Consider the following 24,402-nt stretch of genomic DNA (forward strand, 5'->3'; position numbering starts at 1 on the left):
GGCATAGCCGTTTTTGCCCCTGCTAGAGTTCTAGAAGCTCCCGCAGAAACTCGTAGGGTTCCACCTCCCATGGGGGTTCGGGCACCAGGTAGCTGAGGCGATTCAAAATATCGGCCTCTATGGCGGCCATATGGGCGTGGGTGAAGATTTCGGTCAGCGCTGCGCGATCGCGCAGCGGAGCCAGTGGGTTGGCCAGCTGAGGTGCAGTATCCGCCAGAGAATAGAACCCTGCGGCATGATCACCAGTGATTGATGGTTTAGCGGGTGTCAGCTCTGGTCGGGGACTGGGCGATCGCTCTCTGGCCACCGCAGTCTGGCTATAGCTAAACAGAGCCTTAACCCATGGGTCAGCTTTCAGTGACTCTGTACCTAAACCGGGGTGCGTCTGCTCTAGACCAGGCGCGTTCAACCCCGCCGCAGATTTCGCAGGGGGCAGGGCTGCCATAGGGCCAGAGATGTTGCTCATAGTACTCCAGGGGAATAAGGATCTGCCGAAGAAAGTGAGCCTCCTAAGCCGCCACCTCCCGCCAGCACAACATCCCTAGCAGGTCGTAGGCCTGCCAGGTTCGCCCATAGACGTATCCTCAGTATAAATGCGGAGGCGAATCGATGAATTAATCCCTAAGCCACCGTTACAAAGGGATTAACTAAATGGATCAGGCATTTGAGCGCTGCTGCTTTAGGTAGACAAAAACCGACTTATCGCCAATGTCGGGCACCAGGGGCTGCACAGCCTTGCGCAGGGCAAACACCCCAAACAAAACGGCCCAGGCTGCCAGCAGTCCCTGCTTTGCCGCCCAGGGCAGCACGTCAAACAGGTGACCTAGCAGCAGCAGTGGCACCAGCAGCGTCAGCAGTTTGGTCTCTAAACGGTCAAAACAGAAGGCTTCCTTGAAAAAAATACCGGTCAGGGCCACAAAGGTAAACCCAATCCCCCACAGCACCCCAGGCGTATCCACCACCGTTTGAGCCAGGGGGCCGTCAATGGCGTGGGAGAAGATCAGCGACGCCAGCCCTCCCACTAGCCAAACCCCTTGCAGCAACCGATGCAGCGGCACCAGATAGATGTGAATGGTGGCCAGGCTCAGCCCTAACCCAAGCCAAAACAGCGTGTAGAGCACACTGATGGCTTGCACCAGGCCAGGGTTTTGGTTAAACCCCAGCGCTAGAACAGTCCCTAAGCCAAACGCCACCGCCGCCACCATGAGGCCGCTACGGTATAGCACTACCCCTCGGCGATCGCTCTGGGTGATGGTGTAGTCGCCAAATTGCCCGGTATAGATCACCGGAGGCGGCAGGGGGGTCTCATTCATAGCGCTGTCCATTGCCGTTTGTCCAGTAAAGAAATCTACGGTTAACCCGTGTCTTTATCTTATCGAGTTAGGGCTTATCGAGTTAGGGCAGGCTGGGTAGGTAGAGTAATCGTAAAGCAGGTTTGGCTGGCATCGCTGGCCACCGCAATATCTCCCCCCAGGTGCGTGACCAGCTTTTTCACCAGGGCCAGCCCTAGACCGGTGCCCCCCTGCTTCCAGGGGTCGGCGCTGGGCACCCGATAAAACTTGTCAAAAATCCGCGTCATCTCTGCCGCCGGAATTGTCACCCCGGTGTTGGTCAGCGCCAGACACACCCGATCGCTGGCATCGTCCGGATGGGGCAGCACCTCTAAGGTGATGTATTCCCCCGGCGGAGTGTATTTACAGGCATTATTCAGCAGTTCGGCCAGCACTCGCTCTAGGCTGGCCAGGTCGGTGTACAACACCGGCAGAATCGAAGGCGTCATTAGCCGCAGGGTTTGGTTACGACTCTTGGCGCGGGTCACAAAACTGTCAATCCAGCCCGCTAGCCAGGTTTCCAGTAAAATGGGCTCGGGCTGAATGGGGTGATTGCCCACGTCTAGGCGCTGGAGATCGAGCAGGTCATTGATCAGGCTGATCTCACGCTCGCACTCCTCCTGCAGAATGCTGTAGTAGCGCCCAATCCGCGTCTGTTCGGTCTTGGGCTTTTGCAGGTCGGCGGTGAGGTCAAATTCCTGGTTTAAGGTAACCCCCAGCAGTTGCAGCGCTACCCGCATGCTAGTTACCGGGGTGCGCAACTCGTGGGAAACCGTGCTGAGAAAGTCGTCCTTTAAAGTATTGAGCCGCTCTAGCTCAGCCACCTGAGACTGGGCCGCCTGGTACAGTCGGGCCTGACGAATGGCGATCGCGCACTGGTTCGCCACCTGCTGTACCAGGCGAATTTCAAGGTCGTTGAAGCCGTAGTCGCGATCGTTGATCAGCCACAGATCCCCCAGCACGCCCCGATCGTCCACTACTGGGCAGGCCAGCATGGCCACGTAGCCCCGCACTGGGTTAGGCTCCACCGAGCAAAACTGAAAATACTGACCATCCAGCAGCTGATGGTACACCTCCGGAAAGGCCTCCATCTGGGCAACTCGCCCCTGGTAAGACGGGCTAGAGCTGTTGTACTCGTAATAGATGGTCGAAGTGCCCTGCTCCAGGTCGTAGAGCGAGGTATTGGATCCCTTCACATCCAGAGCCTCGGTCAGCTCCTTCACCGCCGTCAGCATGATTTGATTCACATCTAGGCTGTCGCGCACCCGGTCGGTGATGCGCTTTAGCGTCGCCTCAAACTCTAGGGCGGTCTGCAACTCCTCGGTGCGCTGGGCCACCTGCTGCTCTAGGTCAGTATTCAGTCGCTGCACCTGGTTATAGAGGCGGGCCTGCTTGATCGCCCCCCCCACTTGGGTAGACACCTCCCGCAGGGTCTCAATTTCCCAGGCCGCCCAAGGCCGGGGGCCGCTGCAATTTAAGGCACACACCAGTCCATAGAGGGCGTCTCCCTGAACGATTGGCATAATCAGGCAGGCCTTCACCTTGGCCTGGTCAAACTTAGCCAAGTAGGCTGGCGGCAGGTGGGCGGTGGCAATGTCGTCGATCACCTCCATCTCACCCTGGCGATAGCGCATCAGATCCGCAGGAATAAAGCTGAGATCTGTCTGGACATCCCCTGAGATCGCCATCGCACCGCTGGCCGACTCCGCCACCACCCCGTTGTAGTCAGGGTCAAAGCTGTAGAACAGCACCCGGTCAATGCGCAAAAAGCGGCGCACCTCATTGACCGTCGTTTGCAATAAATCTTCAGAGTTCAGCGATTGCAGCAGGTGCTGGGCGATCGCCCCCAGCAGCCGCTCTCGCTCAGACTGGCGTTGCAGCGTTTGCTCTACTGCGTGCAGCGGAGTCACATCCTGAAGGCTGACCAGCAGCCGAGGCTCACTGCTGTCTGCCCCAAATCGCCGCACGGTGGCCCGTAGGCGGCGGCGATCGCCCGCGGCATCGGTCATTTCGACCACGGTGATTTGCTCATCGCCGCTAGCCAGCGTCCGCTGTCCCGCCGTCAGCAGCGGCTGGCCAACCTCCGGCGGCAAGTCCTCGGTGCCTAGGTTGTCGGCACCCGCCAGCCCCTCGGCCCCCAGCAAAACCGTCCAGGCTCGGTTGCAAAAGTGCTGGCGGTAGTGCTCATCTGTGATCCAGATCGGCGTCGCGATCGCATCAAGCACCTCCCTCAGGGCAGCGTCGGCGACCTCAGGTTGAGGCCGCTCTCCCTGAGGCATCGGGTCAAGGGGCAGCATAGACATAACCATGGGGGCTTAGGAAGATTTCAGTAACAGCAACCTTGGCAAAACGGGGCGCATGCTCTATAAACACTATGCCCAGAGCCGCTAGAGAATACCCAGTCCGCCCCACAAAAATCCATTGCAGAAAAATATTGTACCCAGCTATTTGCTTAGCACCTCCTATGGTCTATAATCGTAGACCGTGCACATTTGCAGGCCCTATGAACGCAGAGGAAATTATCCGCTCAATTGAGGCGGAGCAGTTAAAGACCGACCTTCCCACCATCTACGTCGGTGACACCATTCGTGTTGGCGTACGCATTCAAGAGGGTGGCAAAGAGCGGATTCAGCCCTACGAGGGCACTGTTATTGCCATGCGCAATGGCGGCATCAATCGCTCCATCACGGTGCGAAAGATTTTTCAGGGGGTCGGCGTTGAGCGAGTTTTTCTGCTCCACGCGCCCAAGGTAGCCAGCATTGCTGTGCTGCGTCGGGGTAAGGCTCGGCGAGCCAAGCTTTACTACCTGCGCGATCGCGTCGGTAAGGCCACTCGCCTGAAGCAGCGTTTTGATCGCCCAATCAATTAGAATTGGAATATTGGGCAGCGGTGCTAAAGTAGCGCCTGGTTTCATGCGTCCTTAGTTCAGTTGGTAGAACGCGGGTCTCCAAAACCCGATGTCGGGGGTTCGAGTCCTCCAGGGCGCGCTGAGTAGCGGCAGCGACAACTCCCAAAGCTTTTAGGCCTTAGACCCCAGGTTTGGCCCAGGCGGCGGGGCTTGTCACTGCCCTTGACTCGTAACTAAACCAGGAGCCCTTAGTCCTCCGCCGATCCAATGTTTCTTTAGGTCAGCTGAGCCGGTTTGTAGGCTCATGCTTTCCCGTTAGTCAGTGTGGATAAGCGCCAACAGGAGCCAAGCCAGTGGTAAAAAAAGACGCCGCAATAGAGTCTAAGGGTAAGGCCGCAGACGCCCAGGCTGCTGAGCAGGGCTTTAGTGTAGGTGCCTTCTTGCAGGGCACTAAAGAAGAGCTGGGAAAAGTGGTTTGGCCCAGTCGGCAGCAGCTTATCAGTGAGTCTGCCGCCGTTATTCTCATGGTTAGCCTTTCCGCAACGCTGATTTATCTGGTTGACCGGCTGTTTGGGTGGGTTTCGGGGCAAGTATTTTAATGGCGGTAACTGAAGAAGACTTCAACTACGACGAGCCCCTCGACGAGCCCTTAGATAGCGATCTAGAGCAAGAACCTCTAGAGGGCGATTCTGGGACGGTTTCAGAGGACGGTAACGATGGCGAAGCGGCCCGTTATTACCAGCGCAAAGCTCGGTGGTACGCCGTGCAGGTCGCCTCTGGATGTGAAAAGCGCGTCAAGCTCAACCTGGAGCAGCGTATTGGCACGTTAGACGTGATCAACCGTATTTTCCAGGTCGAGATTCCCCAGACGCCAGCGGTTAAGCTCCGCAAAGATGGTAGCCGCCAAAACATTGACGAAAAAGTCTTCCCAGGCTACGTCTTGGTGCGTATGTACATGGATGACGAGGCTTGGTCGGTGGTTAAAAACACCCCCCACGTCATTAACTTTGTGGGTGCTGAGCAGCGTCGCGCTTATGGGCGCGGTCGTGGCCACGTCAAGCCCATGCCCCTGGGCATGAGCGAGGTGAAGCGAATTTTCAAGCGCACCGAAGAGCAAAAGCCGGTCATCAAAGTCGATATGGCCCCCGGAGACAAAATTACCGTGCTCTCCGGCCCCTTCAAAGATTTTGAGGGAGAGGTGGTGGAAGTCAGCCCCGAACGCAGCAAGCTGAAGGCTCTGCTATCGATCTTTGGGCGCGACACCCCAGTCGAGCTGGAATTTAACCAAGTGGAAAAAGAGAGTTAATTAATGGCTAAGAAAGTTGTAGCGCTGATCAAGCTGGCACTTCCCGCTGGAAAGGCTAACCCGGCTCCCCCTGTCGGCCCGGCACTGGGTCAGCATGGGGTTAACATCATGGCCTTCTGCAAAGAGTACAACGCCCGTACCCAGGAGAAAGTGGGTCTGGTGATACCGGTTGAAATCTCGGTTTTTGAAGACCGTAGCTTTACCTTTATTCTTAAAACGCCACCGGCCTCGGTATTGATTAAAAAGGCAGCTGGTATCGAGCGAGGTTCGGGCGAACCTCGCACTAAGAAAGTGGGCTCCATCACTCGGGCTCAGCTGCAAGAGATTGCCGAAACCAAAATGCCCGACCTCAACGCCAACGACATCGAGGCGGCCATGAACATTGTTGAGGGCACTGCTCGCAACATGGGCGTTACCGTTTCTGGCTAGGCTGTTGCTCTAGAGTGTTCGCGGTAGCTTAAATTTCACTTGTCCACAGTACGGGGAAGAGGCGTTGCTTCGTTTGACCCCAAGGAGATCACCATGGTTAAAGTATCCAAGCGCCTGCGCGATGCCCAGGCGAAGATAGAAGATCGCCTCTACGAGCCACTGGAGGCTCTGGAGTTGCTCAAAGAAATTTCTACGGCTAAGTTTGTTGAGTCGGCTGAGGCCCACATTCGCCTCGGTATCGACCCCAAGTACACCGACCAACAACTGCGTACCACGGTTATTTTGCCCAAGGGCACCGGCCAGACCATCCGGGTCGCCGTGATCGCCAAGGGTGAAAAAGTGGCTGAGGCCACCGCTGCTGGAGCTGACCTGGCAGGGTCTGAAGAGCTCATTGACGAAATTCAGAAGGGCATGATGGACTTTGACGTTCTGATTGCTACCCCCGACGTGATGCCCCAGGTAGCCAAGCTCGGTCGTCAACTCGGCCCCCGCGGCCTGATGCCCTCCCCCAAGGGTGGCACCGTGACCTTTGACCTGGCTAAGGCAATTGATGAGTTTAAAGCGGGTAAATTAGAGTTTCGCGCCGACAAAACAGGCATTGTTCATGTTATGTTTGGCAAGGCCGACTTCAGCGCTGAAGATTTGCTGGTCAACCTTAAAGCGCTGCAAGAGTGCGTTGACCGCAACCGCCCGTCTGGGGCTAAGGGTCGCTATTGGAGAACCGTAGCGATCGCCCCCACCATGGGGCCGTCTATTCGCCTTGACGTGAACGCCCTGCGCGACTTTAAACTGGCCGATGCGGTTTCCTAACAAGTTTTGCCCAACCAGGAGTTACGCCCACTGACAAAACCCCTTACAACTTCATAGATGACCAGAGACAGCAGGTGCTAGCCCAGCGCTGCATAAACCCTGCCGAGGTTGACATGAATGACTATGGTGCTCTTGCCTAAGCTGAGCACTTCTGGTTGTTGGTCTACCCCGGCATAGCTGTCGGGGTTTTGTTTTTGAGGTTCATTTCAATCAAGGGCGTAGCCCAAACCTGGATCGGGTAATTAAGTCCCAATCCCCAACTTAAAGGAGGTGAGATCGATATGGGGAGAACCCTAGCGAATAAGAAAGAGCTGGTAGCCGAAATTCAGGCGCTGCTAAACGATGCCCAGCTAGCCTTTGTAATTGACTACAAGGGTCTGACGGTGGCTGAAATTAGCGACCTACGCAACCGGCTGCGCCCTAAGGGTGCCGAGTGTAAGATTGCCAAAAACACGCTGATGCGGATCGCCGTTGATGGCGACGAAAACTGGCAGCCGATCACCGAGTTTCTCAAAGATTCTTCAGCTTTTGTGCTGGTTAAAGAAGACTTTGGCGGAGCCATTAAGGAGTACCAGGCGTTCCAAAAAGACACCAAAAAAACCACCCTCCGGGGCGGTGTCATGGAAGGCCAGGCCCTGAACGAAGACCAGATTAAGGCCATCACCGAACTGCCCACCAAAGAAGAGCTTATGGCTCGTCTGGCGGGGGCTATCAAGGCGATGCCGACTCGGATTGCCGTGGGCGTCAACGCCGTGCCGACCAAACTGGCGGTGGGTGTCAAAGAGGTGCCCGCATCTCTGGCCCGTGCCCTCAAGGCAGTCTCCGAAAAAGATGCGGCCTAGGCCCATCGGTAACGAATTTGTCTGTGTTTAATTATTTTCAACCAGGAGTTAACCGGTAACTATGTCTGCTAAAACTGATGAAATTCTCGAACAGTTAAAGTCCCTTTCTCTGCTGGAAGCCTCTGAGCTAGTCAAGCAAATTGAGGAAGCCTTTGGGGTTGACGCCTCTGCCTCCGCTGGCGGCGGCATGATGATGATGGCCCCCGGCATGATGGGTGGCGGTGGTGCCGCTGCTGCCGAGCCCGAAGAAGAGAAGACCGAATTTGACGTCGTGCTTGAAGAAGTGCCCGCCGACAAGAAGATCGCTGTTCTTAAGGTGGTGCGCAGCCTGACCGGTTTGGGTCTGAAGGAAGCCAAGGAAATGGTGGAAGCTGCTCCCAAGGCCGTCAAGGAAGCCGTCACCAAGGACGATGCTGAAGATGCCAAGAAGCAGCTCGAAGAAGCGGGCGGCAAGGTATCTGTCAAGTAACCTCACGCTTTCCCACTAGGGCTAAGACGTTTGGCAGCTCCCCGTGAACCATGGGGAGCTTTTTCGTTTAGCGTACTTTCTCTCAATACCTCTCAATCAATACCCTATGCAGAGATGCAGGCCCAGTCTATTAGTCCCCTGCGGCAACGTCCCAAATGGGTACGGAAATTTCTAAGGTGGTTTTTCTCTACCTCAGATATCGGGCTTCTGGGTATCCAACTAATCTTAGGAGCGCTAAATTAGGGATGTATCGATGGAACTACCCATGGCACAACACCTGAAACGATGGGAGTCGCCCCGCAAGCCGGGTCGCAATGACAAGGGCCGAGGCGGTTCTGCCCGCCAGCGACAGATGAGAAAGCGACAGCAAACTTTGCGCAAGCACCTGATCGGGCGATCGCCTTCAGATCAGGCCAATACCAACCTAGGGGAGTCAACGGCTCCCCTTTTTGCTGTTTATCCCAGTGGGGCTTTGGAGTTTAACCAATTAGCAGCTCTTCTTCCGGATACTGAACAGAAGACGGTTTAGGATCGCCCAGCAAAGACGCCATAAACAGCAGTACGCCTACCCGCCCTAGGTACATCGTAAAGATAATCACGTATTTGCCAAAAACGGAAAGGTCAGCGGTGATACCCGTAGACAGCCCCACAGTCGCAAAGGCAGAAACCGCCTCGAAAAGCACGTCGATGAAGCTGAGATTGGGGTTGCTGATGGCCAATAGTGCTGTGACACTGACCACCGCCAGGCCTGAGCCGACTACTACGGCGATCGCCTTTAGCACCCGGCTCGCCGGTATCTGCCGCCGAAAGCAGAGCACTTGCTCCTTGCCCTGAAGCGCCATACGAGTGGCCGCTAGCAAAATACGAATGGTGGTGGTCTTGATACCACCCCCGGTGCTACCCGGGCTTGCCCCAATGAACATCAGGGCAATCATGATAAACAGCGATGCGTTGCCCATGGCCCCAATGTCGATGCTGTTAAACCCGGCGGTGCGGGCAATCACCGATTGAAACCAAGCCATCAGCAGTTTGTGCTGGGGGTCTACCGCTCCCAGAGTCGAGGGGTTGGGGTACTCGATTACAAAGAAGGCCAGGGTACCCAGCACCAGCAGCACTGCGGTGGTGCTGGTCACAATTTTGAAGTTGAGGGAAAACAAATTGCGGCAGCGGTTGCCTGCAAGGCGGTTGCGCAGCCAGGTGAGAAATTCCATAATTACCTGGTACCCAATGCCGCCCATGATCACTAAGAGCGTGATCACAATGTTCACCCAGGGATTGAGGGCGTAGCGCACAATGCTGTCCTCAAACAGACTGAAGCCGGCATTGTTAAAGGCACTAATGCTGTGGAACACCGATAGCCACAGGCTATAGCCAGAGCCGTAGTCTTGGCTGAACACGGGGTAGAGGCAAAACAGACCCGTCAGCTCAAACACCAGGGTCATGCCAATGATGGAGAGAACCAGCGACTTGCCCCCGGCCAGGGCCGAATTATCCATCGACTGCTGAATGGCCAGGCGCTCCTTAAGGCCTAACCGTCGCCCCAGCAGCAGTACTAGAAAGGTGTTGGCGGTCATATAGCCTAACCCCCCCACCTGAATCAGCGCCAGAATAGTTGCTTCGCCAAAGGTCGAGAAGTAGGTGCCAGTGTCAACCACAATCAGCCCGGTGACGCAGACGGCAGAGGTGGAGGTAAACAGAGCAACTAGAGGATCGCCCCAGCCTTGGTCAGTGGTAGAGATGGGCAGCGTCAAGAGCAGGGTGCCAACGGTGATTAGTACTAAAAAGCCGAGGCATATGGTGCGCGGAACCGTCATCTGCATAGGCTGAGCATTCCGCAAGACACGGATTAGAGAGGCCACCTTATATTTTCACGAGTTGACGCTCTCGACCACTATGCCGCAAGATTTAACCGGCTAGGCTGCGCTGTTCTCTAGGTGTCGAGTTGTCATGACCAATGTTCTGTACAAGAAGATTCAGACCTTTTACGACGACTCTTCGGGGCTGTGGGAGCAGATTTGGGGTGAGCACATGCACCACGGCTACTACGGGGCCGATGGTCGCCAGCGCAAAGACCGTCGCCAGGCCCAGATTGATTTGATTGACGAGTGCTTAACCTGGGCGGCGGTGAGCCAGGCGGCGGATGTTCTCGACTGCGGCTGCGGCATCGGCGGCAGCGCCCTAGAGTTGGCCACCCGGTTTGGGGCTAGGGTAACGGGCATTACCCTGAGCCCGGTGCAGGCCCAGCGGGCCACGGAGCGGGCTAGGGCGGCAAATCTAGCAGGGGATGCCGTCCCTAGGGCTACGTTTCAGGTGGCGGATGCTTTAAACACCCCGTTTGCTGACCACAGCTTTGATCTGGTGTGGTCTATGGAGAGCGGGGAACACATGCCCGACAAGGTGGCCTTTTTGCAGGAGTGCTATCGGGTGCTAAAGCCGGGGGGCAAGCTGCTGATGGCCACCTGGTGCCATCGCCCCACGACCTCCCTAGGCGGGCCGCTGACCTGGCTAGAGCAGCGGCAGCTCGACTGGATCTATCGCGTTTACGGCTTGCCCTACGTGATTTCTCTGCCCGACTATGAGGCGATCGCGCAAAACTGCGGCTTTAGCCAGCTCAAAGCTGCCGACTGGTCGCTGGCGGTGGCCCCTTTTTGGGATGAGGTGATTGCCTCGGCTCTCAGCCCTGAGGGGCTGGCGGGCTTGCTTCAGGCGGGGCCTGGCACCCTTCAAGGGGCATTAGCGCTGGGGCCAATGCGTCAGGGGCTGCACAGCGGCCTGATTCGCTATGGGCTACTGTGTGCGGTGCGCTAGGCTCTTAGCCTAACAAGCGCCACAGTTCAAAGCGCAAAAAAGGGTGAGTCCCAAACGGAACTCACCCTGGAGTTATGCTCTGGTCGTTACCCTACTGGGGTCGAGCGGCGGGGCAGTCAATGGCCCGTACGGCAACGGCGGCGGTGTAGTCCCGCAGGGCGTTGGTGTTGGGCGCAAAGCTAGTGCCGGTTTCGTTGAGGGGGGTGGCGATCGCACAGAAGGCCGCCATCTGTCTAATCGTGGCCTCACCCCAGTGACCGCTGATGTCGGTGAAGGTGGGCGGGTTGCTGATGTTGGGAATGATGCCCCCGGTGGCCTGATCGCGCCCTGGCACCGGGCTGGTGCTCGTGGTATCGCCTGCACCCGCATCGGCCCGCACCAGCGCCAGCTTATTGGCCATAGCCATCAGCTCAGCGCGGGAGACGTTGTCGGTGGGGCGGAACCTACCGGTGCCAGCGTCACCCGTGACAATACCCAGCTGCTTAGCCTGCTGAATTTTGACCGCGCTCCAGCGATTGGCGGCTACGTCGCTGAAGGGGGCGCTAAAGACCGCCTGGGGGAGTTCAGCAATCAGGGAGGACGGTAGCACAACCCGAGCGGTTTCCATTATCACCGAAACTGCCTGCTCGCGGGTGAGGGGAGCAGTGGGCCTGAAGGTGCCGTCTTCAGGGAAGCCAGAGATGACGCCGAGGCCAGCAGCGCGAGTGATCTCGGCAGCGTAGCGGTTGCCCCGAATATCGTTGAAGGCCAGGGTAGGTGGCGTCACCGGTGGGGTTACCGGCGGGGTGCCACCGCCAGTCTCACCGCCCTGGAGCTGAGCCAAGGTGAGGTCATTTGTAAAGTACACCAGGTGCGAACTGACAATCTGGCCGTTGAAAGTTCGCTTAGTGAGCGACCAGCCGGGATTGAGGTCAAGTTGAGTAAAGCCGGTGGGGCTGATGCCGTTGGCCCGGCCAATGGTGATGCGATCGCGGGAAACGGTGCTGGGCGCAAATTGCAGCAGCAGGTCACCGTCGCGCTGGTTGACCTCAAAGCGCGCCCCGGAAATATCTTGCCCGTTTAGGCGCACTGCGTAGCCATTGCTGTCGCGCTGGAGCCGACAGACACCGGTAAAGTCGAAGGAGTTCCACAGGGCGTTGACCTGGGTGGGCTCACCACCGGGGTTGACAATGGTCCAGCAGGGCGGGTTGGCCTGAACTTGTTCAACAATGTAGAGTCGGTAGGGTTGGGCTACGCTACCGGGTACCGCCACCACTAGAAAGTTGGCTGCGTTGATGGCAACAGTATCGAAGGTCTGGGCCAGCAGCGTGCCAGTTTGACGAACTGTGGGCTGAACCGAGGTGGGGTTCTGGGCAATAGCCTGCCCCGCCCCGCCCAGTACCCCAAGCGTGGCTGCGGTCAGCGCAGCCCCTTTTAACATTGACATAGGATTCATTGTCACCCGTCCTAGATAGCGATTTGTGATGTGGGGATAGTTTCTCTACCTTAGCCCTGGCAATCGGAGGCAAACCTTTGACTTCAACCACTTGTCAGACCGTCTGAAAGCCAAGATATGGCCATAGTCATTTAGGTCAGGACATCCAGAAAGCGTTCTAACGCTTAGAGGAAAAATGGCTTAACCAACCTGGCTACAGCTATAACGACCCAATATCAGACGCTGGATCTAATCCGCCCAGACCCAAAAACCTGGTTGGCCAGACCTAAAGCTAACCATAGCCATGGGGCACGACCAAACTCTCCTAAGTTCAACCCAGATGAACCAGGCCAGCGACCTAATTCACCGGTTTAGCCCAGAAAAGCCGCAATCATTGTAGGGGTATCTCCGATATACAACCCTGCTTTTTGCAGCAATTACTTAGGATTCGTTGCAAAACCTCACGCTCAGCAAACCCTCACGCTCACCGCTATGCACTATGGCTTGGCCCCAGGGCAATGCCTTCTTAAAGCTGAAACTCGTCTAGGGAGGTTGAGGGTAGCCCTGCGGGAGCGATCGCGCGGCTGACCGAGGCCTTGTAGCTCTCCTGCTGGGTGACCATATCTACCGAAATTGCCTCAAACCAGGCCTCTAGACAGCCGAAGGGAGCCGTTAGCTGTAGACTGCCCTCGAGCTGCCCCTGGCCATTGGGCAGCAGGTTGAGCACCTGGCGGGGTTCGTCGGCCAGGGTGCGGGTTTGGGGGTCAGTAATCCACACCTTGAGGTACAGGCGGTTAGGGTGAAAGGGCACCCGCAGGGTCACCACCACCGGCTCACCGGCAGTGAGGTCACCCTCCGGCAGCTCTAGGCTGGGCATGGGCGGAGTCACTACTTCAGACGGCTCCTCGCTCTCTGGGGCAGGCACTGTCGCCGCTGTTTGTAAATCTTGCAGCGTAGGGTCTTCATCCTCATAGATCACCACCTCGCCCGCAAAGGGCACAAACGGCGGCGGCACTGCAATCGGGTCTTCTGCCTCGACGGAAGCAGGGGGGACAGCGATCTCGCTGCGCTGGTCGATCGCCTCCTGCTGGAGATTGACGGCCAATTCGTTGAGCCGACTCCAAAAGCGATCTTGGAGCTTGAGGTCTTTAAACCCCATGGCCTCGTGGGAAATCAGCTGGGGGGCGGCGCCGCGGGGCTGACCGCTGCTGCTACTGGGGGTCTGCCCGGTCAATACCGCAATCGGGTCGTCGGCCTTAGGCGGCGGAGCGATGGGGGGCAAACTCAGCCCTCGGGCCGGTTCGGGGCTAGGGTCGGCGGGGGTGGTAGAACTGCGATCGCCAGGAGTTGGGGTAGCAGGCCGAGGGCGACCCACTAGCGGTAGCGACGGCTGATGCGCCGCCGCCTCGTGGGGAGAGGGATAGTAAATTTTGGGCGGCAGCTCAGGGCTGTTGCGGGGCAGGGTGAGAATGGGCATCTCCCGAGGCGGGGCCGCCCGGCCCACCAGATCCCAGGCTTTGATATCGGGAGCGGGCGGCGGCGGCGAGTCAGCGCCCGCCTCCGGGTCATCGGCAGGAAAGACAACGTCTAGATCGGTGTCAGTTTCGGCCTGGTTGGCGATCGCATCAAACAGCGAGGCCACATCTACCGTCACCGTAAATTGCTGTAGGGTCATCGCCTCAGCACCCACAAACAGCCCCACGTCTCCCAGCAGCAGCCGGGTTGACAGCTGCGTGGGGACGCTCACCGTCAGCGCCATGGTGCTGGGCAGGGTCGCCACCGCCAGCGGTACCGGGGCCATGGCCACCGTCGCCGACGTCTGGGGGTCAGAAAGCCGCACCACCAGGGTTAGGGGCGGGCAGGGTTCACCGTCGGCACGGCCCGTCACCGTGGCCACGAGCCCTAGGCTTTCCCCCGCGCTGCCTAGGAGCGCGGTGTGGGGCAGCGTGAGCCCGTAGGGCAAAGTGTCCTCGGCCAGACCATTGGCAAGCTGGGTTTGCAGCGCATCCATCGCGGCCGCTGCGGTCTGGAGATCAATCACCGGGACGGGGGCAGCTGCGGGCGTCCCGGCCGCCAGGGGGGAGGGAGGAGCCGCGATCGCACCGAGGCCAGCACTGCCATCGTCGGCAAACCAGTCGCCGTCATCAGCCGAGTCTTGGGCCACTACCCGCAGCTGCACCGCGTAGCACCAGGACGAGGGAGCGGCAGCACTGGCATTTTCTGGATTTGCGGCGATCGCGCTAGCGCACTGGATATCCCAAGCCCCCTCTCCCAATCGGGTAAAGGGCATGACGACCATCAGTCCATTTTCATTGATTTGACCCTGGCGACGCAGGCTGCGTCGTGCCGGAGGCTCGGGCTCGCCCCCAGCGCCCTGGCGATTCCGGGACGGATCGCTTCGCGAATCGGTCAATACCTGGTCGATCTGAATGTGCACCGGGGTGTTGGCATGGCTGGTGTGGGCCATCACGCGGTAGCGGCCCTCTAAAATTTCTACCTGGGATGTATCGAGGGGCAACCAGCTCTGGTCACCCTCTTTTTGCAGCAGAAATTCCCAATACTCCATAGTTCAAGCCCCAGTTTAAGTCCTGAGTTTAAAGTCTGTCAGGAGACAAGTCACCCATGATGCTTCAGGATACTCCCTCGAGGCAAACCCGCACTGTTCACCCCAGCAAACATTCAGGCCCAACGGTAGCAAAGCCTACATTTTGGCAGAGACTCCTCTATACCCTGCTGTAGATGGGGCGGTCTAGGTCTCGTTCTACTCTAGAAAAGTAATCTCTAAGGAGACAATGCGTTATGTCTATTGAAGATAGAGCTAAGGCCGCTGCCAAAGATGTCGAAGGCAAGCTCCAAGAAGGGGCCGGCAAGCTGACCGGCGATCGCGAAGCTCAAGCCAAAGGCAAGGCTAAGCAAGCTGAGTCTGATGTCCGCCACGGCGTAGAAGATGCGAAAGATAACGTCAAGCGCGCCATTGACTAATGACCTGGCGACGCTGAGTCAGGTCATTTGACCTAAAAAAGCTCCGACTCTTTACGGGTCGGAGCTTTTTTATGGGCAGGGACGAAGGGGCTAGCGATCGCGATCGCCCTTTGAGGGGCATTGCAAAGGGTCATTACAGTACTGATTTCTCCTGGCCCAGCCAAATTTGTCTAGTGGCTCAAAATATCGTTCAGCTCTGCCTCGGTAGCCCGGAAACCCACTAGCACCGCCTGGCCGTCTTTGACAAAGAGAGGGCGCTTCAGCAGCATGGCATCGCCGCTGAAGGCGTCAATCCAATCGGGGTCGCCCCAGGTCTGCTTGTCATCGCCCAAACCGCGGTAGGACTGCCCTGAGGTGTTGCGCATGGGTTTGCTGCCCAGAGCTTCTACCCAGGCTGTAACCATAGCCCGGCTGGGGGGGTGCTCTTTGGTGTCAATAAAGTCGTAGGCAATGGCGCGGCTATCCAGCCATTGCAGGGCTTTTTTGCAGGTTCCACAGGTGGGAATGCCGTAGACCGTTAGCGTCATAGCAGTACTAAATTGAAGGGATATTGAGGTGTAGCCACAGTCACTTAGGTTAGGACATCTAGAAAACATTCAAACGTTGGAACGTCTAAATGTTTAGAGGCGCTTGGCGGAGAAATGTCTCCACCCAATTGACTACAGCTATATCAATTAGGGACTATCGAGGGCTAAAAACGCCAAAAACGCCCCGGCGATCGAGACGTTTCTGGTGTTTTTAACTCTACGAAAACAGCCTGTGGCCTAGTTGTCGTAAACCCGGCACTCGTCGGCTTCAGGATTGCTGTCGCAATAAGCTTCTAGGGAGGTTCTGTCGGTGCCTTTGTCGCGCTGGTGGGAAGCCTCTGCCTGAAGCTCCTCTACCGCATCCCAGGCGGCGGCGCACTCCTGGGAGCCGCCACCAGTGGCATCACAGGCGGCCCGGGCACCTTCAATTTCTTTTTCAATGCGCTCTTTAATGTTCTCGCTCATGTCCTTTCTTACCGTGTGTAAACAACTAGCGGGGGCCTGCGGCCTGGTCAGCAAGGGGGCAAACCATCGAGTGGGTTGGCATATCCCGACTCCAGGCTTAGTATACTGCACTGATTCAGAGGGTCTGGCGGGGGAACCTCTACCCCATAGAGGCAGGGTTATGCCCTTGACAGTTCCCCAAATTATCCTGAGCTAGGTCAGTATAAGTACTCATCACTCATTGTACACATCTCCACAGGGGTCGGGGTAACCGCTGAACATTATGGGCCAGTCAACATGACGGGCCAGGGGCAATTGACTCAGGGGAAAGAGCAATCCGATCTAGACTGGAACCACCCAAGCAGGGGCGTACCCAATGACCGACATTTCCCAATTCAACCACCCACCCATGGAATGGGCCAATGCTGTCTCGACCCGTCCCTCGCTGGAGGGGGCCGTGAAGGACGTGGTGGAGCAGCTCAGGCAGCGGCTGACGGGAGCACCGGATCTGGGCATTGTGTTTATTTCATCCTCGTTTACCAGCGAGTTTGCCCGCCTGCTGCCCCTGCTGCAAGACCTGCTGCCCCTACCGGCTCTAGTCGGGTGCAGCGGCGGTGGCATTGTCGGTATGGACGCCCAGGGCCACCCCCAGGAACTGGAGGATACCCCGGCCCTGAGCCTGACGCTGGCGCGGCTGCCGGGGGTGACGGTGCGGAGCTTTCATCTGTCGAGCGATGACTTACCGGATTTAGATAGCCCGCCCGCCGCCTGGTCTGAGCTGATTGGGATTGCGCCGGAGGATAACCCTCAGTTTATTTTGATGGCCGATCCGTTTTCATCTAACGTGACGGATCTGCTGCAGGGGCTTGATTTTGCCTACCCCAGCGGCGTGAAGATTGGTGGTCTGGCCAGCGTTGACGGGTTTAATCGCCACAGCGGGCTATTTTGCGATCGCACCCTGCACACCGAAGGCCTGGTCGGGGTGGCCCTGGCGGGGCCGATCGTGCTCGATACCATTGTGGCTCAGGGCTGCCGCCCCATCGGCCCGGTCTACCGGGTGGACAAGGCCGAGCGTAACATTCTGCTGTCCTTAAGCGACCCGGAAGACAGCGACTCAGCGCGCCCACCCCTGGAACTGCTGCAAGAGCTGTTTGAGACCCTGCCCGAGGGCGATCGCAAGCTGGCCCAGAGTTCGCTTTTTATTGGCATGGCCCAGGACAGCTTTAAGCTCAGCCTCAGCCCCGGCGACTTTTTGATTCGCACCCTGCTGGGGGTGGACCCCAAGATGGGCGCGATCGCTGTGGGCGATCGCCTGCGCCCAGGCCAACGCGTGCAGTTTCACCTGCGCGACGCTCACACCTCCGCCACCGATCTCGAAACCCTCCTCCAGCGCTACCAGCAGCAGGCTCCCGCATCAACCGTCCCCGCCGGAGCGCTGATGTTTTCCTGCATGGGGCGCGGTGCCGGGCTCTACAACCAAGCCAACTTTGACTCAGGCCTGTTTGCCCAATATTTACCCGGGCTCCCTCTGGGAGGCTTTTTCTGCGGTGGCGAAATCGGCCCCGTTGGGCAGACGACGTTTCTGCACGGGTTTACCTCAGTGTTTGGGATTTGTCGGCAGCCGTAGGGGTTGGGGAGAAGGTGAGGAAGGTAAGGGAGATAGGGAAGCTGAGAAGTTTCGATCCTCTTCATCTCCCCACCTTCTGCACCCCCTATCTTCCCTCTCTACCGCAAACCCAGATCTAGGGAGGGCGTCAGGCCGTCAATGGTGAGGGTGTAGGTAATAGCGCTGGTGCCAATGCCCTGCCAGCCGGTGATAAACCCACCTTCATCTAATAGGGGACGATGCTGAGGGGTGGTGACGGCTGCATAGTACACCCCGTTAGCGGGCAGGGTTGTAGCGGGTAGGCGGGGTTGAATGCCCTGGGTGGTACGGGCTTCGGCCAAAAGTCGGCCTTCGGCGTCGAACAGAAACAACTGGGCCGCATCGTCGGTGTAGAGCACCCCAGGGCGCTGCTGAATAACGGTTAGATCGAGGTCGGCGCTGTCTCCCTGGGCACCCAGAAAGGCGTAGATGTCAATGCGGCGGCTCACGGCTCCGGTGGTGACACCGCTGCCGCTGCGGGTGTTGATGCGCTGGGCCTCGGCTAGGGGGTCTAAGGTCGTGTCGGCGGTAACGCCCAGCCCGGCCTGCCAGAGAGCTTCGTACTGCCGCAGGGTCTGGTCGGCGGCAACAACAGGGGTCCCTGTCCCGATGCTGGAGTAGACCCCCCGGTCAAAATCGAGCGGCCGACCGGTGTAGCCCGGCCGACCAAACCCGGCTAGCACGGGTTCACAGCCATCAATCGGGCTCACCACCGTTTGGTTTTGGCGAAATAGCTGCATTTGGCGGCGAAACGTTACGAGTTGGGCGAGGGTTTTAATGGGCAGGCCGGGGACTTGCTCAAGCTGGCTGGCGTGGGCGATCGCCGTATCCCAGTCATTCAGGCAGACCGCTAGCTGAAGCGAGTTTTGCAGCGTCGCTATAGACTGAGCGCGCACCGGAGCGGCAGCAGCGAGGGCGGCCACTAGGGCAATGCCTAAGGAAAGCCGTCCCGGAATCGCCGCCAGTCGTAACCATGACCTAACGTGCATCGCCCCTTCCATCGTCCCTGGCTCCTCTAGGTACTGCCGAACTCGCTGGCCTCACTGTACCCACAAGTCTACCGAGGCTCGCCCATAGTGGGCCAAAAACTTGTCGCTGCCGGTTTCTTGCCGCCGCAGCCAGGCCCAAAGCTGATCGCCCAGAGAAAAGTGCCACCACTCGTTGGGGTGGCGACGAAACCCCGCCGACACCATCACCTGGTTGAGCAGGGTGCGGTGGGCGTGGAAGGTTTGTTCGGCCGGGGTCGGGCTAGCGGCAAAATGGCTGGGGTGCGATCGCATCGACACCTCGTCAATGGGCGACCCCATATTTACCACGTCCCCCGTGGCAGTGAGCAGCGTAATGTCTAAGGCGGCCCCGGTGCTGTGGGGTGGCGGCGTTGCCGGGTCATCGCTGGGGATAGCCCAAAACTGGGCTACCTCTGCCATCACCTCACTGCGCTGGGCGGGGGTGAGAGCCTCAGCCAACCATCCCCGAGCCTGCGCCTGTTCTGCGAAAGTGTGCTCCACCATAAACCGCTGCACTGCCAAAGGGCGAAAGGCGTCAAAAATTTGAATGCGCCAGCCGGGACGCTGCTGCTGAAGCTGATCCTGGGCTTCGGCCAGGGCAGCAAGCACGCCTGCTCTGAGGGAATAGGGTGACTGGTTGCCGTAGGGTGCCCCTAGCGCCTGGTAAGGGTGGGGCTGCACCAGCGCAAAGCGATCGCGGGGAATAGGTACCAGCGGCTCGCCGCGATCGCAGATGGGAATCGCCTGGTAGGGTTTCATCGCACTTTTCCCCAGCTTGAAGAATTCGTAAATAGTTAGCCTAATTCCATCATCGGGCCATTGGTCAACCCCAAAAGCGTCGATAGTCAGAAGGCAGCAGGCCGCCGTGGCGGTCACTAGTATTGGTTGTGCTCTAGCAGTCTCTCCCATGAACATTGGCACAATCTTGTCCCTAGCTGGACGGTTAGTCAGCGTCATCTTAGGTGTAGGGGTTTGGGGGTGGTGGCTCGCCGCCCTTGCCGCCCCAAAAGCCGCCGTTCTCATGACCGGACTGCTGCTGGCCTACGGGCTGGGGGTGGGCTGGGGCAGCGTAGTGCCAGCTAGCGCGGCGGTTTCGATGGCGATCGCCCTAGTGGTCACCTTCGACATCTTTCCGCCCTTTTGGCCCGACAACAGCCACTACAAATATTGGGCCTACACCGTACTGCTGCTGTGGGCGGCCAGTGTGGCTCTGGTGTGTCTACTGGCCGCCATCGGTCAACGCCTGCGCCATACAAAATCTGCCCATCGCTGGGGCGGGCGGTTGACCCTATTGGCCAGTTTGCTGGGCATGCTGTGGGTCGGAGCCCGGCTCTACCAAGCCCAGTGGCCGGGCTGGATACCCTGGTCTTAGCGAGCTTCATCTACCCATCAGTCAGGCTTTAGGGAAACTGTAGCAACGGGTTCTAACCATTCCATGAAAGCCTACTTCCAAAATCTGCGTTGGCTGAGCACCTCTGAAAACGCTGCCGTCAGACGGCCCTTGCCCACCCCCGCCACCTACTTAACCCAAATTGATCCCGATGTGCAGGCCAGTTTAACCACCCAACAGTGGGCAGAACTCGAGCGGATAATTGACCTGGCGATTCCTAAACCAGCTCCCAAATTAGTAGATCTCAGGTTCGAGGTTGACCTGTTGATCAGCCGCTACTTTATTGTGCTGATGGTCGGCAAAGATCGCCGCCGTGCCCCTCGCAGTGCGCCAGTCTCGCGGTTCACCCAGTTTGGCAACTGGATGGCGGCGGTTATACTGCTGCTGGGGTTTAACCTGGCCATCAGCACTAGCGTGTTGATGGCGGCCTACCTGATTAAGTCGGCCCTCGGCATCGACCTGCTGCCCGGCCACTTTCGCGGGTTTGGCAACTAGACTCGGAATGATGCCGTCCCCTCTACACCCCTGATCTCTTCGCGGTGCCATCAGACCCGGCCCAATGTAGCGCCCGATATAGGGCTTCATGATCGAATTTCGATACAGTGGGCTTCAGCGTTGTTGTTTTGCCCCATGAGCCAGCCGTCAGAATTGAATTCTCCAGCCGTAGAACCGGTTCAGGAAAGTTTATCGGCTCGGTTAAAAGAACTGGCTCGACTCTTTCTAAAGCTAGGGGCGATCGGCTTTGGCGGCCCCCAGGCCCACATTGCCATGATTCACGATGAGGCAGTGGTGCGGCGCGGCTGGTTCACCGAAGAGCAGTTTCTTGAAGGGGTGGCAATCTGTGAAATGCTGCCCGGCCCGGCCTCGACCCAGACCGGCATTTACACTGGCTACCTGCGGGCAGGGCAGTTGGGGGCGCTGGTGGCGGGTCTATGCTTTATTGCCCCAGCATTTTTGATTGTGCTGGCGCTGTCATGGGCCTATTTCAAGTTTCAGGGCGTACCCCAAATTGAGGACTTGTTTTTGGGGATTTCGCCCGTAGTGATCGCGATCATTTTTGGCTTTTGCTGGAAGCTGGGCAAAAAGGCAATTAAAGACTGGCAGGGAGTGGCGATCGCCCTTACCGTCCTCATCCTCTCTTTGGTCTTCCGTATCAACATTCTGCTGCTGTTCTTGCTGGCGGGTCTTGCAGGTCTAGCAATCTATCGCCCTACCTCGCCGCCTCCCGCCGGGCCATCTTCCCGCACCAGCGCCTGGCTCGCCCCCCTGCTACCCATCACCCAGGGCATCCCCAACCTGCTGGCCAACGTCACCGCAGAACCAATTGCCGTCACCGGCTTCTGGGGACTCGATCGCATTCAAGAATACCTCGTCCCCCTCACCACCTTTTTCCTCAAGACCGGGGCCTTTATTTTCGGCGGCGGCCTGGTGATCATTCCTTTACTCGAAACCGCTGTGGTGAATGACTTTGGCTGGATGACCCGCAACGAGTTCATCGACGGCGTCGCCCTGGGCGAACTCACCCCCGGCCCGGTGGTGATCACCGCCGCCTTTGTGGGCTATAAGGTCGCCGGGGCGCTGGGTGCCTTGGTAGCCACGATCGCTATCTTCACCCCATCCTTTCTATTCATCATGTTTGCCTCGCCGTTTTTGGTGCGGCTGCGGCAAAACCCCTGGGTCAAGAGCTTTCTCAAGGGGGTGATGCCGGGGGTTTTGGGGGCGATCGCTGCCGCCGCCATCCCCCTGGCCGCTGCGGCCCTGCTGCAAGACACTGTGCCCCGCACAGTTGTTGCCGTCACCGTGGGCCTCGCGGCCCTGGTGGCCCTGGTGCGCTTTCGCTGTCCGACCTGGCAGTTAGTGCCTGTTGGTGCGATCGTGGGGCTGGTTGCAGGAGCCATAGTCTAGGCTGCGGTAAAAAAAGAATACTCGTAAGCCATACTGGGCTTGGGAGCCGAAGACACCACGCCGCAATGAGCTTTATTTTCATCAGCTACAGCCGCCAAGACCAGGCATACGTGAGCCTGCTGGCCCAGGCACTAGAGTCTTACCACCTGCCCGTATGGATTGATGACCGCATCGACTATGGCACCACCTGGCCCCGTGTGATTCAAGACCATCTGGAGCAGTGTCAGGCATTTTTGGTGGTGATGTCGCTCGCTCCGAGAAGTCGCACTGGGTACAGTGTGAACTTAGCCTGGCTCTAGAACTCAAAAAGCCGATCTTTCCGCTACTGCTAGAGGGTCGCCGTTGGCTCTCCATGGCAGCCATTCAGTCGGTAGATGTGGCTGGTGGAAAACTCCCCCCAGCTCGCTTTTTCGATACGCTACGCCCCTATTTCTCGAACTTTCCCTCAACTGCTAAATCTCTATCCCTTCAGGACATAGCAGGAGAGCCCATCTCTGCAGACCTCGCCCCCGTAGGATGGGCTCCGCCCACATTCACCTCTGCCACCCCAGCACAAAAACCTATACCCTCTCAAGCTGTTCCAGAAAATGACCTCAGCTCTGAGAAAGGAGTTGATTATCATAAACTCCATGATTTGTTAAAAGCTGGCAAATGGAAGGAAGCCGACCAAGAAACAGACCGTCGCATGCTAGAAGCTGTCGGGCGATCAGAAAATGACCGGATACGACCAGCAGAAGTCTTGAGTTTCCCTAGTGCCGATCTGCGAACGATTGATGCGTTGTGGGTCAACTGCAGTGAAGGCAAATGGGGTTTTAGCGTGCAAAGGCGCATTTATGTAGAATGCGGTGCCAAACTCGACGGAAACTACCCCGGCAATAAGATCTGGCATGAATTTTGCCGTCGTGTGGGTTGGCGAAAAAGAAATGCTTACGTGAGCTACTCCAGCCTAACCTACGATCTCAAAAATTCTCCTCCAGGAGAATTTCCAGCTATTTGTGGGTTGGCTTATGGTGAGGTTGAGGGTGGAACGGGTTGGTGGGTATGGTTTTTTCTTATCTCGCACAAAGACTTATAAACTTTAGCCTGTAGGCTCCAGCTCGATCTCAAAACATATTGCACAGCCTCCTCTTACCAATTACTATGAGCACCCAGCAAATTACCATCGATCTGCCAGAACCAGTAATGCGACAACTGATGCGAATTGCGGCTGCTACCCATCAATCGATCGAGGCGCTGGTGGCTCAGAGCGTGCTGAGTAACCTGCCACCCTCTGTCGATAATGCCCCACCAGAGTTGCAGACCGAACTGCTGACTATGCAGGGGCTGAGTGTGGAAGAGCTATATGCGATCGCCCAAGCCCAGAGCGAGCCAGCACAGCGCGATCGCCACATCGAACTCCTGCAAAAAAACGAAGCCGAGTTACTCACCCCCGAAGAACGGCAAGAACTCTCTGCTCTCAGGCAATCCGCCGATCATCTGATGCTGCGTAAAGCCTACGCCTGGTCGCTGCTTCGCTGGCGAGGCGAGAAAATTTCTGCCTTAGCTGACCTACCTGTTCCAGCATGAGCATTTCTGAGCGCTATATTTTTACCGACCAGCGTTCAAAATCTGGTCAGCCGTCAGTATCAAATCTGGAAAAGTAATCGAAACAACTGTTTGGTTGCCTTGAATCTGCTGAATTTCGTACTCTCCATTGACCAATGTACAAATTGAGAGAGTCGGTTGCTTAGGCTTGCCAATGTGTCGAGTACCCCCCAACCCTGCATAGTCGGCAATCCAATACTCTGGAATGCCTAAAACGGCATAGTCCTCAACTTTACGAGCATAGTCATTTTGCCAGTTGCCGCTCACCACTTCCGCCACAAACTTAACTGAGCTACCCAACGTCAAAATCGACTGCTCAGCCCAAAGCGGCTCTTGAGAAAGCTCGTTGCGATCGAAGATCGCAACGTCAGGGCGAAAGGCTGTCATACCGCTGTTAGACGGGCGCAATAGCCCTCGCTGAAGCACAAACCAAGGTAACCCCAGCCCATCAATCTGCACGCAGAGCTTTGCGGTAATGAAAGCAGCAACTTCCTCATGGGGGCCGGTGGGTTCCAAATCGAACACCTCGCCATCGATCAATTCGTAGCGGTTATCGCCACCATAGCGAGCTAGAAATTCGTCAAAGCTAACGGGCTTCGGCTGGATGGGTTGAGCGATCGCAACAGCCACAATTTACCTCGGTGCCATCAGTATCTCTAGC

General features: G+C 57.6%; 27 protein-coding genes, 1 tRNA gene and 1 other annotated feature. Of the genes, 17 read left to right on the forward strand and 11 right to left on the reverse strand.

The genetic code is table 11. The annotated features are described in order from the left end of the window. Window positions 1–22: 22 nt before the first annotated feature. The 3 genes from VB780_RS03965 to VB780_RS03975 form a co-directional block, all read right to left on the reverse strand. The gene (locus VB780_RS03965) at window positions 23–466 is read right to left on the reverse strand and encodes a hypothetical protein (RefSeq protein ID WP_323349844.1); all 444 of its coding nucleotides are present in this window, start codon (window positions 464–466) and stop codon (window positions 23–25) included. A gap of 190 nt (window positions 467–656) precedes the next feature. Beyond that, entirely contained in the window at window positions 657–1,313 is a 657-nt protein-coding gene (locus VB780_RS03970; protein WP_323349845.1) for a DUF2301 domain-containing membrane protein, read from the reverse strand. A 74-nt stretch (window positions 1,314–1,387) separates the two neighbouring features. Continuing rightward, window positions 1,388–3,640 carry a GAF domain-containing protein gene (locus VB780_RS03975; RefSeq protein WP_323349846.1) on the reverse strand — a complete coding sequence of 751 codons (2,253 nt, stop codon included), beginning with the start codon at window positions 3,638–3,640 and terminating at the stop codon, window positions 1,388–1,390. Between the two features lie 194 nt (window positions 3,641–3,834). On the opposite strand from VB780_RS03975, the gene rplS reads away from it, so the two are divergent. From rplS to rplL, 8 genes are all read left to right on the forward strand, one after another. Continuing rightward, complete coding sequence (gene rplS, locus VB780_RS03980) at window positions 3,835–4,200, forward strand: 50S ribosomal protein L19 (protein ID WP_323349847.1); 366 nt, start codon at window positions 3,835–3,837, stop codon at window positions 4,198–4,200. 45 nt (window positions 4,201–4,245) lie between these two features. Continuing rightward, window positions 4,246–4,318: transfer RNA gene (locus VB780_RS03985), tRNA-Trp, on the forward strand. Window positions 4,319–4,553: 235 nt separating this feature from the next. Then, window positions 4,554–4,778, forward strand: coding sequence for a preprotein translocase subunit SecE (gene secE / locus VB780_RS03990; protein ID WP_416349198.1), 225 nt, complete (start codon window positions 4,554–4,556; stop codon window positions 4,776–4,778). After that, window positions 4,778–5,485 (forward strand): transcription termination/antitermination protein NusG, encoded by a 708-nt coding sequence (gene nusG, locus VB780_RS03995; protein ID WP_323349849.1) that lies wholly within the window; start codon window positions 4,778–4,780, stop codon window positions 5,483–5,485. The genes secE and nusG overlap by 1 nt, the downstream gene beginning before the upstream one ends. A gap of 3 nt (window positions 5,486–5,488) precedes the next feature. Then, window positions 5,489–5,914 carry a 50S ribosomal protein L11 gene (gene rplK, locus VB780_RS04000; protein WP_323349850.1) on the forward strand — a complete coding sequence of 142 codons (426 nt, stop codon included), beginning with the start codon at window positions 5,489–5,491 and terminating at the stop codon, window positions 5,912–5,914. Window positions 5,915–6,007: 93 nt separating this feature from the next. Continuing rightward, window positions 6,008–6,724, forward strand: coding sequence for a 50S ribosomal protein L1 (gene rplA / locus VB780_RS04005; protein WP_323349851.1), 717 nt, complete (start codon window positions 6,008–6,010; stop codon window positions 6,722–6,724). A gap of 43 nt (window positions 6,725–6,767) precedes the next feature. Then, window positions 6,768–6,926 (forward strand) — a sequence feature (ribosomal protein L10 leader region). A 79-nt stretch (window positions 6,927–7,005) separates the two neighbouring features. Further along, window positions 7,006–7,566: a 50S ribosomal protein L10 gene (rplJ, locus tag VB780_RS04010; RefSeq protein WP_323349852.1), complete on the forward strand. Its 561-nt coding sequence runs from the start codon at window positions 7,006–7,008 to the stop codon at window positions 7,564–7,566. A 61-nt stretch (window positions 7,567–7,627) separates the two neighbouring features. Continuing rightward, window positions 7,628–8,035: a 50S ribosomal protein L7/L12 gene (rplL, locus tag VB780_RS04015; RefSeq protein ID WP_323349853.1), complete on the forward strand. Its 408-nt coding sequence runs from the start codon at window positions 7,628–7,630 to the stop codon at window positions 8,033–8,035. A 479-nt stretch (window positions 8,036–8,514) separates the two neighbouring features. Here the strand turns inward: rplL and VB780_RS04020 are convergent, their stop codons facing one another. Further along, on the reverse strand, window positions 8,515–9,849 hold the full coding sequence (locus VB780_RS04020) for a TrkH family potassium uptake protein (RefSeq protein WP_323349854.1): 1,335 nt from the start codon (window positions 9,847–9,849) through the stop codon (window positions 8,515–8,517). A gap of 133 nt (window positions 9,850–9,982) precedes the next feature. Between VB780_RS04020 and VB780_RS04025 the strand changes: the two genes are divergently transcribed. Next, window positions 9,983–10,843, forward strand: a complete 861-nt coding sequence (locus VB780_RS04025) for a methyltransferase domain-containing protein (protein ID WP_323349855.1) — start codon at window positions 9,983–9,985, stop codon at window positions 10,841–10,843. A 91-nt stretch (window positions 10,844–10,934) separates the two neighbouring features. Here the strand turns inward: VB780_RS04025 and VB780_RS04030 are convergent, their stop codons facing one another. Together VB780_RS04030 and VB780_RS04035 are read right to left on the reverse strand one after the other, a co-directional pair. Then, window positions 10,935–12,269, reverse strand: coding sequence for a DUF3747 domain-containing protein (locus tag VB780_RS04030; protein WP_323349856.1), 1,335 nt, complete (start codon window positions 12,267–12,269; stop codon window positions 10,935–10,937). Between the two features lie 514 nt (window positions 12,270–12,783). Further along, window positions 12,784–14,823, reverse strand: coding sequence for a hypothetical protein (locus VB780_RS04035; protein WP_323349857.1), 2,040 nt, complete (start codon window positions 14,821–14,823; stop codon window positions 12,784–12,786). A 233-nt stretch (window positions 14,824–15,056) separates the two neighbouring features. On the opposite strand from VB780_RS04035, the gene VB780_RS04040 reads away from it, so the two are divergent. Next, window positions 15,057–15,239: a CsbD family protein gene (locus tag VB780_RS04040; RefSeq protein WP_323349858.1), complete on the forward strand. Its 183-nt coding sequence runs from the start codon at window positions 15,057–15,059 to the stop codon at window positions 15,237–15,239. 170 nt (window positions 15,240–15,409) lie between these two features. Here VB780_RS04040 and VB780_RS04045 read toward each other — a convergent pair whose 3' ends face one another. After that, complete coding sequence (locus VB780_RS04045) at window positions 15,410–15,766, reverse strand: Spx/MgsR family RNA polymerase-binding regulatory protein (protein WP_323349859.1); 357 nt, start codon at window positions 15,764–15,766, stop codon at window positions 15,410–15,412. Between the two features lie 237 nt (window positions 15,767–16,003). Continuing rightward, a complete protein-coding gene (locus VB780_RS04050; RefSeq protein ID WP_323349860.1) occupies window positions 16,004–16,231 on the reverse strand; it encodes a Calvin cycle protein CP12 in 228 nt (75 codons plus the stop codon). Between the two features lie 355 nt (window positions 16,232–16,586). On the opposite strand from VB780_RS04050, the gene VB780_RS04055 reads away from it, so the two are divergent. Then, window positions 16,587–17,837 carry an FIST signal transduction protein gene (locus VB780_RS04055; RefSeq protein WP_323349861.1) on the forward strand — a complete coding sequence of 417 codons (1,251 nt, stop codon included), beginning with the start codon at window positions 16,587–16,589 and terminating at the stop codon, window positions 17,835–17,837. Window positions 17,838–17,935: 98 nt separating this feature from the next. Here the strand turns inward: VB780_RS04055 and VB780_RS04060 are convergent, their stop codons facing one another. Further along, the gene (locus tag VB780_RS04060; protein ID WP_323349862.1) at window positions 17,936–18,844 is read right to left on the reverse strand and encodes a hypothetical protein; all 909 of its coding nucleotides are present in this window, start codon (window positions 18,842–18,844) and stop codon (window positions 17,936–17,938) included. 51 nt (window positions 18,845–18,895) lie between these two features. Next, complete coding sequence (locus VB780_RS04065; RefSeq protein WP_323349863.1) at window positions 18,896–19,621, reverse strand: M15 family metallopeptidase; 726 nt, start codon at window positions 19,619–19,621, stop codon at window positions 18,896–18,898. A gap of 148 nt (window positions 19,622–19,769) precedes the next feature. On the opposite strand from VB780_RS04065, the gene VB780_RS04070 reads away from it, so the two are divergent. From VB780_RS04070 to VB780_RS04095, 6 genes are all read left to right on the forward strand, one after another. Further along, window positions 19,770–20,234 carry a hypothetical protein gene (locus VB780_RS04070; protein ID WP_323349864.1) on the forward strand — a complete coding sequence of 155 codons (465 nt, stop codon included), beginning with the start codon at window positions 19,770–19,772 and terminating at the stop codon, window positions 20,232–20,234. 63 nt (window positions 20,235–20,297) lie between these two features. Further along, entirely contained in the window at window positions 20,298–20,747 is a 450-nt protein-coding gene (locus tag VB780_RS04075) for a hypothetical protein (RefSeq protein ID WP_323349865.1), read from the forward strand. A gap of 135 nt (window positions 20,748–20,882) precedes the next feature. Beyond that, complete coding sequence (gene chrA, locus VB780_RS04080) at window positions 20,883–22,157, forward strand: chromate efflux transporter (RefSeq protein ID WP_323349866.1); 1,275 nt, start codon at window positions 20,883–20,885, stop codon at window positions 22,155–22,157. Between the two features lie 65 nt (window positions 22,158–22,222). Next, window positions 22,223–22,456, forward strand: coding sequence for a toll/interleukin-1 receptor domain-containing protein (locus VB780_RS04085; RefSeq protein WP_323349867.1), 234 nt, complete (start codon window positions 22,223–22,225; stop codon window positions 22,454–22,456). Between the two features lie 53 nt (window positions 22,457–22,509). Next, complete coding sequence (locus VB780_RS04090) at window positions 22,510–23,232, forward strand: GUN4 domain-containing protein (RefSeq protein WP_323349868.1); 723 nt, start codon at window positions 22,510–22,512, stop codon at window positions 23,230–23,232. Window positions 23,233–23,297: 65 nt separating this feature from the next. After that, entirely contained in the window at window positions 23,298–23,723 is a 426-nt protein-coding gene (locus tag VB780_RS04095) for a hypothetical protein (protein WP_323349869.1), read from the forward strand. A gap of 21 nt (window positions 23,724–23,744) precedes the next feature. Here VB780_RS04095 and VB780_RS04100 read toward each other — a convergent pair whose 3' ends face one another. Beyond that, window positions 23,745–24,371 (reverse strand): Uma2 family endonuclease, encoded by a 627-nt coding sequence (locus tag VB780_RS04100; protein ID WP_323349870.1) that lies wholly within the window; start codon window positions 24,369–24,371, stop codon window positions 23,745–23,747. Window positions 24,372–24,402 lie beyond the last annotated feature (31 nt).

The organism is Leptolyngbya sp. CCNP1308, assembly GCF_034932455.1.
Classification (GTDB): Bacteria; Cyanobacteriota; Cyanobacteriia; order Phormidesmidales; family Phormidesmidaceae; genus Nodosilinea.